The 11,634-nt window shown below is 52.5% G+C and carries 12 protein-coding genes; 6 read left to right on the plus strand and 6 right to left on the minus strand.

The genetic code is table 11. The features are described 5' to 3' along the window. Positions 1-49 precede the first annotated feature (49 nt). The 6 genes from INT19_RS05355 to INT19_RS05390 form a co-directional block, all read right to left on the minus strand. Complete coding sequence (locus INT19_RS05355; protein ID WP_193060025.1) at positions 50-556, minus strand: DNA cytosine methyltransferase; 507 nt, start codon at positions 554-556, stop codon at positions 50-52. Continuing rightward, positions 546-878 (minus strand): HVO_A0114 family putative DNA-binding protein, encoded by a 333-nt coding sequence (locus INT19_RS05360; RefSeq protein WP_193060005.1) that lies wholly within the window; start codon positions 876-878, stop codon positions 546-548. The genes INT19_RS05355 and INT19_RS05360 overlap by 11 nt, the downstream gene beginning before the upstream one ends. Before the next feature lie 464 nt (positions 879-1,342). After that, on the minus strand, positions 1,343-1,666 hold the full coding sequence (locus INT19_RS05365; protein ID WP_226912425.1) for a DUF1016 N-terminal domain-containing protein: 324 nt from the start codon (positions 1,664-1,666) through the stop codon (positions 1,343-1,345). Between the two features lie 444 nt (positions 1,667-2,110). Next, on the minus strand, positions 2,111-3,397 hold the full coding sequence (locus tag INT19_RS05380; RefSeq protein WP_193060007.1) for a type II toxin-antitoxin system HipA family toxin: 1,287 nt from the start codon (positions 3,395-3,397) through the stop codon (positions 2,111-2,113). Beyond that, positions 3,387-3,680, minus strand: a complete 294-nt coding sequence (locus tag INT19_RS05385) for a helix-turn-helix domain-containing protein (protein ID WP_193060009.1) — start codon at positions 3,678-3,680, stop codon at positions 3,387-3,389. The genes INT19_RS05380 and INT19_RS05385 overlap by 11 nt, the downstream gene beginning before the upstream one ends. 188 nt (positions 3,681-3,868) lie before the next feature. Continuing rightward, entirely contained in the window at positions 3,869-4,348 is a 480-nt protein-coding gene (locus INT19_RS05390) for an Lrp/AsnC family transcriptional regulator (RefSeq protein ID WP_193060011.1), read from the minus strand. A 136-nt stretch (positions 4,349-4,484) separates the two neighbouring features. On the opposite strand from INT19_RS05390, the gene INT19_RS05395 reads away from it, so the two are divergent. The 6 genes from INT19_RS05395 (at position 4,485) to INT19_RS05420 (ending at position 11,482) form a co-directional block, all read left to right on the plus strand. Then, positions 4,485-5,525, plus strand: coding sequence for a zinc-dependent alcohol dehydrogenase family protein (locus tag INT19_RS05395; RefSeq protein WP_193060013.1), 1,041 nt, complete (start codon positions 4,485-4,487; stop codon positions 5,523-5,525). 139 nt (positions 5,526-5,664) lie between these two features. Next, positions 5,665-6,174 (plus strand): sigma-70 family RNA polymerase sigma factor, encoded by a 510-nt coding sequence (locus INT19_RS05400; RefSeq protein WP_193060015.1) that lies wholly within the window; start codon positions 5,665-5,667, stop codon positions 6,172-6,174. Between the two features lie 9 nt (positions 6,175-6,183). After that, complete coding sequence (locus INT19_RS05405) at positions 6,184-7,194, plus strand: FecR domain-containing protein (RefSeq protein ID WP_193060017.1); 1,011 nt, start codon at positions 6,184-6,186, stop codon at positions 7,192-7,194. Positions 7,195-7,336: 142 nt separating this feature from the next. After that, positions 7,337-9,787 (plus strand): TonB-dependent siderophore receptor, encoded by a 2,451-nt coding sequence (locus tag INT19_RS05410; protein ID WP_193060019.1) that lies wholly within the window; start codon positions 7,337-7,339, stop codon positions 9,785-9,787. A gap of 4 nt (positions 9,788-9,791) precedes the next feature. Continuing rightward, positions 9,792-11,036, plus strand: coding sequence for an MFS transporter (locus tag INT19_RS05415; protein ID WP_193060021.1), 1,245 nt, complete (start codon positions 9,792-9,794; stop codon positions 11,034-11,036). A 2-nt stretch (positions 11,037-11,038) separates the two neighbouring features. Continuing rightward, positions 11,039-11,482, plus strand: coding sequence for a hypothetical protein (locus tag INT19_RS05420; RefSeq protein WP_193060023.1), 444 nt, complete (start codon positions 11,039-11,041; stop codon positions 11,480-11,482). Positions 11,483-11,634 lie beyond the last annotated feature (152 nt).

Raw genomic sequence — 11,634 nt, forward strand, 5'->3', positions numbered from 1 at the left:
ATCACCTCTGTGAAGAGGTACACCGGCTATTGGGTAGCTATGAATCTGATCACGCGATTAATTTTGAATAAGCACTTAGTAAAACATCGTGCTCAGGTATTTCCTCTTCATCTATCTTTGTTATATCGCCAAATGGAAACTCACCATGATTTACCTTGTATGTTTTTTGAGCGGACTTATCATATTCCGAAGAGAAAACACAAGCGCCTCCGCTGCGCTGAAATCCTAGCCTAACACCGCCAATGCCAGCAAAAAGGTCAATGAATCTAAATTTTGCATCCAAGTCGGGCTTTAGCTTTAAACCGCTGAATACTTCATCAAAAAATGATTCCCTCGATAAGAACAAGTTTTTCTCTTGCAAAAGTGATAAAGTTTTTTCTTTGAGCTTCTTTGGCTCAGCCAACGTGAGATTGCAATAAAATTGACTATCAGTTGCGAGTGCATGCAACCACTGGTCAATAACCGCATCAACGTCGCTTTCTTGGGGCACATGAGAAAGCGCTAAGGGTTTGATGAGCTCTTCTGCTTGTTGGAGGGTCTTGGATCTATTTTTCATCATTCACTACGACTAAAAAATCTTGATGGGTGGTTTTAGGGCAGAGCATTTTTTTTGCGCTCTGCATCTCTACCAGATTGTATTTTCCTAAAGTCTTCAGCGTTCTCGATACATTACTTACCGCCCGACCTGTCAGTTCGGCTAGCTCGGTGACTGACTGTGGCTGCTGTTCAGTGATCACTTTTAATAAGTGTTGGTTTTCTTTAGACAGCACGTTGGCGATTGATTTTAGTGAGTCAAACCAAATATCTACTGGGTAATTTGGGTCAGGTGTTTGGCCGCGTATGCCAATCACACAGCGCTTTCGTCCCGTGCTTTCCATAACGCTCTCTTTGACTAGTTTGTTAAAAACTGTACACATATACATAGGCCGGATATCTTATCAACTGGTGATAATTGAGCAAGTGAATTTTCCTGTTAAAACGGCATGGCCAGAAGGCACTGGGGCGGTATTATCGGGTGTGTGGGCTTCAATCTATCGATAGATATCGCTCAACGAGGCCGCGGTACGGGCTCCAATAAGAATGGAGTGCGGAAATCACCACTGGTCATCAATGCTTTAATGGTGCAGTGGGCAAGTTAATAATGCGCTGCTGCTCTGAGAAATCTTGATTTGCATCGGTGCTATCTACGTAAAGTTATAGGCTCCCCTGCATGCAGAGTAAGCAAAGGGGCAATTTGCAAACAGTAGGGTGATTTTAAAAAAGCGTTGTCATAGTCAAAGCTAAAATCGAACCAGGAAAAGCTTAGGTACTATGTTCCCATTTTGTATTGGATTATGGGAATTTAGTCCCATCTATGCATTTGCTCTGCAGCTTTGGTTGATCGCTTCGTGCAAATACCCCGTCTCGGGCTTGGGCATTGTCTATTCGCAGCAGGGTGCGATAGTGAGTCCAGCTCAATTCGGTACGCACTGCGTTCCGTTTTGGAAAGCTTTGATAAAAACTGGCGCATATTGCGTAGATTGCGAACATCAAAGCCTTTACCCAGCCGCTCGGTGAGCTGTTGCGAAAGCTGCTGGAGCTGCTGTTTGCCGTATTCGGCGCGGCTACTGCCTTGCTGCTCATGCTCGACAATCAGACGGCCTATTTCCCAGTAGCTTTGTACCATGGCCGTATTTACGGCTTAGCGCACCTCCAGTTTTTGTTGGAGAACGGAGGGTTGGCGACGGCGAAATCGAAGGGTTTCAGCTGGCCGTTAGTGTCCTTCCACTGAGGGGCACTCAGCGTGCTGTCTTGCGCACATAGTCTTTGTACTGGCTGGCATCCATACCGCCGCGCAATTCATCGCAGCTTGCCCAAAGGGATGAGTAGAGCTCGTTCTTCTTAATGGCCATTTGGGATCCTTACATTACGGTCGTGTCGGCGCCAAGCGAGCCGCCACACGCTTAAAATGTCGTGTACTTTGCAATCAAACAGCACATAAAGCTAATGGGGTGCATCAGTATCAGCTTGGTGCTTCGAAAATTGGTGCTGATTATAACTTTTTGGGCGAGCGATAACGCTTGTATGCGGGACGTATTCCTCGCCATTTATCTTCTTTAAACAGTCATCGTTAACTGAGTAAAAGCTCCTTGTTCTCCTGCCACGCTTGATTCAATCGCTGGGTGATCAGCTCAATCGTGCTGGCTTTCACACCAAGGTCTTTTGCCACGGTTGGGAAAATGCTCATAACGTCTACGATCTCCTGAACATACGGCTGAGCCTGTTTCCAGTTGGCAAAGCCTGCATGCCCAGCTAGCTGCTGAATGGCTTTTAGAGGCGGCTGTTTACCGTAGCCTATGTAAGCAGTCGCGTGTTCTGCATAAGGGTGAGGGCTAAACGTTACGTCATAGAAAGGCGCTGGTTTCCATTCGCCTCGGTCGTCCTGCAAAAACGCCCAGTTTTTACTGTGATCATCCTGATTGCAGGCAAACAGGTTAAACAGGGCGCGTCGGAATTGGAGTTGGCCGACGGCGGGGGATTTACACAGCTGGCGGCTGGCTTTGATAAGGTCGGCGTAATCAAGACTAGGAGTTCGAAAGTCGGCATCCAGCAGACCACAGGCGCTATGCATATGCAGACGCCCCGCAGGGCTTTGATTAATCCAATCAAACCGTTTGATGGCAAGCCAAGCGCGTTCCCCCTGAGGCGTCGGTATGCGCAGCAACTGCCATTCCGGCGGCTCAAGGCCTGCCTTTTTAGCCAACTCCAGGTATACCGCTTCGCATAGGCCTTCTTCGTGACCCAAAGGCAAATGTTGGGAGGTAAACTTGACCAGCCACGCGTCATCCTCTGGCCGGGCCTTGGTTCGGCACTCGCTGAATTGGCCTGGAGCCATAAAAAGCTGTGCTTTTGGCCTTGCCCCACCGGAGCTACCCGCTGCGACTAGAGCACTTAGTACGTCTTCGGTTTGCCCATCAAAAACGGCTTGTGCTTGGAGTCCGAGTGTCGCTAGGTGCTCATTATCGCTTTGTGTCGGCGCAGCATCTGATGTTGGCTCAAAGGCCAGTGCGCCCATGCCGCGCTGGCCAACAAATGCCAGTCGATCCATCGCCGTAAGCTGCATAGGCGCTATACCATGCTGACGGAATACCCGGTCTTGTAGCAGCAGTCCCCACCCATCGGGTAAACAGTCGCCAAATACGCCGTGCAGTCCTTGATGCGGTGTTTTAGGGGCTGGCTGAAGCGCTAGGCCGTGCTGTAACGTAAAGGGCGATAGGTTGCCATGTCGTTCCTCATAGCCTTTCGCGTACTGAAAAAATACCCCCTGGCGGTTTTGCGCTAATACGCCCGCAGCAACCTGTTCCCCGGTTGATAGCGTGCGGGTCACGTTCAGCCGTTGCGTGGGTTTAAAGGCCATCTTTGAGCACCTCTTCGATAGAGGAAGGTGTCTTTGTGTTGAATGCGTCTTGTTGGGTCAGCGCATATAGCCGTGCCAAGTCGTCTAGGCTTTGCCATAGCAACAGCAGTTGGCGAAACGATATTTGCCCGGTGAGCTCAAATTTTTTGATGGTTGGGGCAGGCACACTGCTGCGCTGTGCCAGCGCCGCACGGGATAGGTTGGCCTGCTCGCGTAAGTGGCGCAGGTGAGTCGCAAAGGCTTGCTGGACATCGGTATCGTCTAACAGCAGAAAACGGTGCATAAGCTATGCATTCCTACAAAGGATATTACTGTATCCATTTTAGCTTTTTTAGACCTATTTTGGATACTACTGTATCTGTTTTTCTGTTTATTACTTATCGTACCACGGCCTGCTGCAGAAGTTATTCAAGTGCGTAAAGCCTGCTGGTAGCCTATTTCCTATTTTCACAACCTACCCGACTAATTCGCTTACAGGCCTAGCAACTCTCCAACCGGCAAGTGACTTGTCGCCTTCATTTCTCGCAGGGAGATATGGGAGCGGATGCTTGATATCCCCGGTAACTGGCGTAACACCTTTTCCACGAAGCGGCTGTAATCATCAAGGTCGCGGGCGATCACCTGCAAGAGAAAGTCCGCCTCACCGGTGGTGTTGTGGCAGCTGAGCACCCGGGAGCTGGCCTGGATAATGCGTTCAAACTCCGCAGTGGCCGCCTCGCTGTGCTGGGTGCAGGTGATCTGCACAAACGCCAGCACGTTGCCGCCTAGCTGTCGGCGGTTCAGTGTGGCTTGATAGCCTTCGATCACACCTAATTCTTCCAGGCGTTTATGGCGTCGCCAGCAGGTGGCTTCGCTCATTCCCAGCCGCTCGGCCAGCCTGGCGTTGGATAGCCGACCATCGGCTTGAAGGCTATCGACTATTTGAGCATCTACTTTATCCAGTTGACTCATTTGAAACACTCTTTCATGGTGAGGTGATTAATGGAAAGAGTGCTTCAAAATCAGTCTGTGTGTCCATTTATCAGAAAAGTAATTTCAGGCGCGGTTAGTTATATTAAAAACAATCAATACCGCGCAGGAGCCATTTATGAAAGCCGTTGTTTTTGAGCAATTTTCCGCCCCACCACAGATCCAGCAACTGCCTGACCCCACCCCCGAGCCGCATGGGGTTGTGGTGAAAGTGATGGCGACAGGCGTTTGCCGCAGTGACTGGCATGGCTGGGTAGGGCATGACACCGATATTCAACTTCCCCATGTGCCGGGGCATGAGCTTTCCGGTGTTGTCGAGGCCGTGGGTAAAGACGTAAAAACATGGCGCATTGGCGACCGCGTCACGGTTCCCTTCGTTGGTGGATGCGGCACTTGCCCTGAGTGCCACTCAGGCAACCACCAGGTGTGCGATAGCCAGTTCCAGCCCGGCTTCACGCACTGGGGCTCCTTTGCTGAGTATGTGAGTATTCACTATGCAGACGTCAATTTGGTCGCGCTGCCAGAGACATTGGATTTTGCAACGGCGGCGAGCTTGGGATGTCGGTTCGTTACCTCTTTTCGGGCAGTGGTTGATCAGGGCAAAACAGCGGCAGGGCAGTGGGTGGCCGTCCACGGTTGCGGCGGGGTTGGTCTATCCGCTGTGATGATTGCCAACGCCGTCGGCGCCAATGTGGTGGCCATCGATATTTCGGAAGACGCGCTTCACCTGGCTCGTCAATTGGGTGCCGTTGCCACTGTGAATGCTGCCAAGATTGCCGATGTGGTTGAGGCAGTGGCAGAAATAACCCAGGGAGGTGCTCATGTCTCTCTGGATGCATTAGGCCACCCGACGACCTGTTTTAACTCCATCAGCAATCTGCGCAAACGCGGCAAGCATATTCAGGTTGGGTTGATGTTGGCTGAGAACAGCACACCTGCTATTCCCATGAGTAAGGTTATTGCCCACGAGCTTGAAATACTGGGCAGCCATGGCATGCAGGCGCACCGTTATGACGCCATGCTGGCGATGATCCAGTCTGGAAAGCTGACGCCTGAAAAGCTTATCGGCAAGCGTATTACTCTTGAACAATCGATTGATGCGCTGATGAACATGGATAAGTTCGAAGGGGCAGGTGTGACGGTGGTGACGGAATTTTGATAAAGCGGGCTTCTGCGTTGCCGCTTTGGCGGTTCTGGTCTTGGATTCACGCCAGAATTGCTTTTACTTTCACCAACGGACTACAATGCGAGTGATTATTATTTATACTCCATAAAGCCTGCTGCTCAAGGAATACCCTGTGTCCGGCACTGATACCGCCGAGTCCAACGATATCCACCAATTGTACTGCGACCACCATGCTTGGTTGCATAATTGGTTGCGTCATCGTCTTGGCTGTTCGCACCACGCAGCGGATCTGGCCCATGATACCTATTTGCGAATACTGAAATCCCGCCGAACGCCAACCGCCGATCAAGCTCGTTCCCACCTGATACAGATTGCCAAAGGACTCGTGATTGATCGGTATAGGAAACAGCGTATCGAGCAGGCTTATCTGGATGCGCTTGCCCAGTGTCCTGAGGCATTTACGCCCTCCCCAGAAGAAAGTTGGCTGGCCATTGAGGCGTTAGTGAGAATTGATGCGATGCTCAGCGGATTAAAGCCCCTGGTTCGAGAAACGTTCTTGTTGTCGCGCTTTGATGGCCTCACGTACTCGGCGATTGCCGTTCAGCTGGGTATTTCTGTTGCCACCGTCCGCAATTACATGCTTCTTGCGGTGCAGGCCTGTGTGGCCGCTACCCAGGAGTAGAAGCGTCCAATGAGTCACCCAGGCGACACTACCTCTCATGGAAACGACTCCTGTGAGAACATGGAAAAATGCCACAGCAGCGAGTTACAGGCCGCCATGGAGTGGCAAATAATTCTCTGGTCTGGCGAAGTCACGCCTCAGGAACGGCAAGCGTTCACCTCTTGGCTGAATGCCAGCCCCAGTCATCAGCAGGCTTGGCAGCAGCTCCAGCAGATACACGATCCCTTCAGTCATATACCGAGTGACATCGCAGGTAGGGCCTTACGAGCAAGCGGCCCGGATACTCGACGTCGCCAGCTTCTGCTTGGTTTCGTCGTCTTGGTTGGTATTGGCGGCAGTGGCTATGGTATCCAGAGAACCTCTCATTGGCAGGCCGCAACCGCCGATTACACGACCCGGCGCGGCGAGACACGCAGCGTCACGTTGCCGGATGGAACCGCTATCACGCTTAACACAGACAGCGCCGTTGACGTCACCTTTACGGATAGCCAGCGAACACTGCACCTGCGTCAAGGTGAAGTTATGATCGCAACGGCACCGGATCGGGCAACGGTTGCACGCCCCTTCATGGTCTCAACCCGAAGCGGTCAGGTTCGTCCTATCGGCACCCGATTCTCGGTTCGTCAGTATGACGATGCTGCCGGTAGCGTCCTGGTTCAGGTGCTGGAAGGTGCTATTGAGCTCACCTCCCGGTCGAGTTCGGGCATGCGGATTAATGCCGGTCAACAGGCTCGTTTTGACCAACACCAGGTCACCCTACCCACGCCCGCTGATATGGCCAAATCAGCTTGGACACGCGGCTTATTGATTGCTGAACAGCAGAGGTTAGATGATTTTCTCGCCGAGCTGGGGCGCTATCGCGTCGGCGTACTACGTTGTGATCCGGCTGTCGCCAGCCTCGTCGTTTCCGGCGTGTATCCGTTGCGTGACACTGACCAAGTTCTGCAAGCACTAGAACAGGCATTGCCTATTCGCATTCATACGTTGACCCGTTACTGGGTAACGATCTCTGCCTCCTAGCGAGATCGCCTACTTTTTTCCATAAAATAATTTCCATAAGCTGATTTTCATAAACTTTTTTTTCATAACCCTTAGCACTTTTTCATTCTCGTTCGGGATTACTACAGAGGCTTAATATTTCTGTCACCCATGAGGATGAAACATGCCCTCCCGATACGACACATTGCGGCGCAGAGCATTAGCTCAGGCCGTCCTGCTGGCTTGCCTAGGCAGCGTTATCATCGCGCCTGCATCCGCACAACAGGTTGGTAGTGGTTCCCGTGCGGAACTGCTCACAGAGTACAGCACCCCAGGAGGCAGTCTTGATCAAGTGCTGAACCAGTTTGCTTCCACCGCCGGCATACTGCTGGCCATTGATGGTTCTTTGACGGCGGGTCGGACCAGCCGGGGCTTGGTAGGTACCTATAATGTTCGAGAAGGGTTGGAGGCAATTCTTGCTGGAACAGGACTGACTGCCGAGCAGACGGCGCCAGGACAATTCAGGCTGCTTGTTGCCAATGAAGCCACGACCACTCTGGCACCAATTAATATTTATGCTGAGCGCGTAGCGGAATCCGCCCGAGGGCCTGTAGAGGGCTATGTTGCACAACGCAGTGCAACCGCGACCAAGACCGATACTTCAATTTTGGAGACGCCACAGTCAGTGTCGGTCGTCACTCGTGAACAGGCTGAATCCCAAGGTGCCTTGAGTCTTGCGCAGTCGCTGCGCTACTCCTCGGGTATCGCTGCTGAAATACGTGGGTCTGCAACCCGATATGACATCCCCTATATCCGTGGCTTCGGCTCCCCCAGTGACCCGATCCTGTTTCAGGATGGCCTGCGTCTTCCGCGAGGGCCGGGGTATGCAATTCCACAAGTGGAAGCCTATGGCAGCGAACGTATCGAGCTACTAAAGGGCCCCTCATCAACTCTTTACGGAACCGCTATGCCTGGAGGGCTAGTGAATACCGTGTCCAAGCGCCCGACCGAGGAACCCAGGGGAGAAGTTGAATTCCAGGTGGGCAGTAATGACCACTCCCAGGCAGCGCTCGACGTATCCGATGCAGTCAATCAGGATAAAACCTTGCTGTATCGCTTCGTTGCTCTTGGCAAGGTCGCCGACACCCAGGTCGTTAACACGGAGGAAGAGCGTTACTACGTGGCTCCCTCACTAACTTGGCGCATAAGTGATAACACTGACCTGACGGTTCTAGCCAGCTATCAGAAAGATCCTGAAGGTGGTTATTACGGCATTCTGCCAACGGTGGGTTCGCTTTGGGACAGTCCCGCGGGACAGATTCCCAGCGATTTTAATGATGGTGATCCAGCTTTCGCTGAATTCGACCGGGAACAGTACTCTCTGGGTTACGAGTTTGAACACCGGTTTAGTGACGATTGGGCCATCCGCCACAATTTGCGCTATCTGAATGTCGATTCGATTACCCAGGACGTCGCTACACAATCCCTGGCTGCCGACGGCCATACCATCAACCGCTACGCCCTTGCGACGGATGAGTCTGCAACCGGCTTGGCGTCCGATCTGCAGGTTCAAACCAATTTCCTAACGGGCGCGTTGGAGCACACGGCATTGATTGGTTGGGATCACCAATCCCTTGACTCTACGCAAAAACGACAGTTTGGTATGGCTCCCTCCATTGATTATCTAGATCCCCAGTACTCTATCGCCAACTCACTGGTACTTGCCCCCTTTGTCGATCAGCAGCAAAGCATCGATCAAAATGGTATCTACCTTCAGGATCAGATTCGTTTTGATCAGTGGACATTACTGTTGGGCGGCCGCTATGAGCGTGTCCACACCAGAACCGACAACAACTTGGCCAATACTAGCCAGTCCCAAAATGACAGTGAATTCAGTAGCAAGCTGGGCCTACTGTATAGCTTTGATAACGGCCTAGTGGTCTATGGCAGTTATTCGACGTCTTTCCTGCCGGCGAGCGGAACAGACTATCAGGGCAATGCCCTTGAGCCGACCACAGCAGAACAGTACGAGGTGGGGCTTAAGTATCAGCCCACTGGGCTGGACGGCCTGTTCACCCTGGCCTATTTCGATATTACCCAGCAGGATGTGGTGACGACGGTTAATCCGCTCATGCGCTATCAAACTGGGGAAGTCACCTCCAGGGGGGTAGAGCTAGAAGCTAAACTCGAACTGGACACGCAGACCAACCTCATCGGGGCAGTGACTTACACCAATGCAGACATCAGCGAAAGCGTTGGCGTTGATAGAGGCGATGCTCCGGTTGCCATCCCTGACTACACCGCATCCTTGTGGATTGACCACCGTTTCAGCCAACCGCTCTTCAGCGGCCTGACCGTTGGTGCTGGTGCCCGCTACGTGGGTGAGTCAACTGGTGGTTACAGCCCCAACGCTTTTACCGCCGGCGCCCAAAGACTGAGTGTCCCCGATTACACGCTATTAGACGCACTAATACGTTATGACCTGAGTGTTTTAGATCCGCGCTTGGATGGCGTGAACGCACAGCTCAACGTCTCCAACCTGACCGATAAGACTTACGTGACCTGTTTGGGCAACAACTTTTGTAATTATGGCAACGGACGTTCGGTCTACGCCACCTTGAAGTACCAGTGGTAGCCCTATGAAAACAGACCAAACAAGCGGCCTCGACCGATACGAAGCGCTGGGAGAGCCAGTCGCAGCAGCACACCAACCTTGGGTACTGCTTGGGATCAATGCTCTGTATGTAGGCTTTGGTTTGATCATGGGGGTGGTGAATGGGGGCATGCCAGCCATTATGCGGGATCAGGGGCTGAGTATTGCCTCCACCGGTTGGCTGTACTTGCTTTACCTGCCTTTCGGGTTGACCTTCTTGTGGGCTCCTATGATCGACAGGGTTGGCTTGCCGCTGATTTCTCGCCGGCTGGGCTGGATTGTGGCTATGCAGAGTGCCGCGATCCTCCTTTTGATACTTATCGCCCTGTCTGAAGGTATTCCGTGGTGGCAATTGTTTGGTCTGGGCCTGTTAGTGTCGCTGGCCATTGCCACAATGGACTTGGCGCTGGATGCCATGGCGGTTAAGACCATTCTCCCTGCATGGCGCCCGGTCGCCTCTGCTACCAAGCTGGCTGCTCTGTCCCTGGGCGCCATGCTAGGCGGAGGAGGCTTTGTGGGCTTCTTTGATCAGCTAGGCTGGCAGAATGCTTTCCTATTGCTGTCGATGGTCATGGGGTTGCTGCTGTTATTCGCCCTACCGTTGGGCCGTTTTGATGCCGTCTCCAGCCAGCCAGACTCCTCTCATGGTCGGGCCAGCCTGTTGAAGCTGCTGTCTGTGGCTGATTCACGCCGTCGCGTACTGTTGCTGACGCTAACCTGTTGCATCATCTTTCCGCTCGCCGGTCTAAATCGACTGATGCTCATCGACCTTGGGGTCAGTATTCAACAAGTGGGCTGGATCGTCGGCACCCTGGGGCCGCTGACCATGATGGCGACCTCTGCGGTATCTATCCCATTGATGAAACTCGCTGGACTGACTCGCACCATGTCTCTGTTCGCAGCCGTCTCATTGTTGTCGCTGGTTGCCATGGGATATGGCTTTCTTCAGCTAGTACCGACCCTTGCTATGGCTGGTGCTATCGCCATTGGTGCTGGTGTCAGCGGCATCTACGTCACCGTTGCGGCCAAAATTCTGGGCTGGTCAGAAGGGGCACAGCCAGCGACCGACTACGCCGCCTATTACGGCATTAGCCGCTTTGCCAGCACGCTGGTCACTGTAGGGGCTGCCAGCCTGATATCTCTGATTGGCTGGGGACTGTTCTACGCCATCGGTGCGCTGGCCCTGCTGCTAGTCATCAGCGTTTTACGACATCTTTACTCAGAGGAATAACTATGTCCAACATGACTCAGAAATACGTGCCATTCCAGCAATCGGTGCCGGATCGAGACTTATTTGATATTGGTGATTGGCCGACGGCTTTTATCCGTTTCCCAGAGCTGAACGAGGAAAACCGCGTCTCCCGACTTCTGGCTGGACTGGACTGCCTGTTATCCCAGGAAGTGCCTTTCGTAGCGGTGTGGACGCCACCTAGCCATGATCATGATGACGAACCTCACGAGGACGAAAAGACAGCAATCCTCTGGATCAAAAAACATCGCGACCGCCTGAATCACTTCTGCCAAGGATATGTTTACGTTACCCAGGATGAGGCGCTAAGAGCGCTTCTTGAAGAGCGTCTCAAAACTGTCTCAAGAAAACTGTATCAGTTTCCCATGAAGGTGGTGCAGACTCGGCAACAGGCCTCTGAACTGGCGGTAGAGCTACTTGGTACCTAAGCCTTAGGCTCTTCGCCCTGCGTCCGAAACAGGATCTGCCGTTTCACTATCTAGGCTAGGGCTTAGTCAGCTTTGAATGTTTCATCCATAGAGGTAGATAACGCACTCTTTTAAGTGCCTAACCGAAAGTTTTCGTGCATAATGTATGTAGG

Source organism: Halomonas sp. 3A7M (genome assembly GCF_014897875.1).
In the GTDB taxonomy this organism is placed as follows: Bacteria; Pseudomonadota; Gammaproteobacteria; order Pseudomonadales; family Halomonadaceae; genus Vreelandella.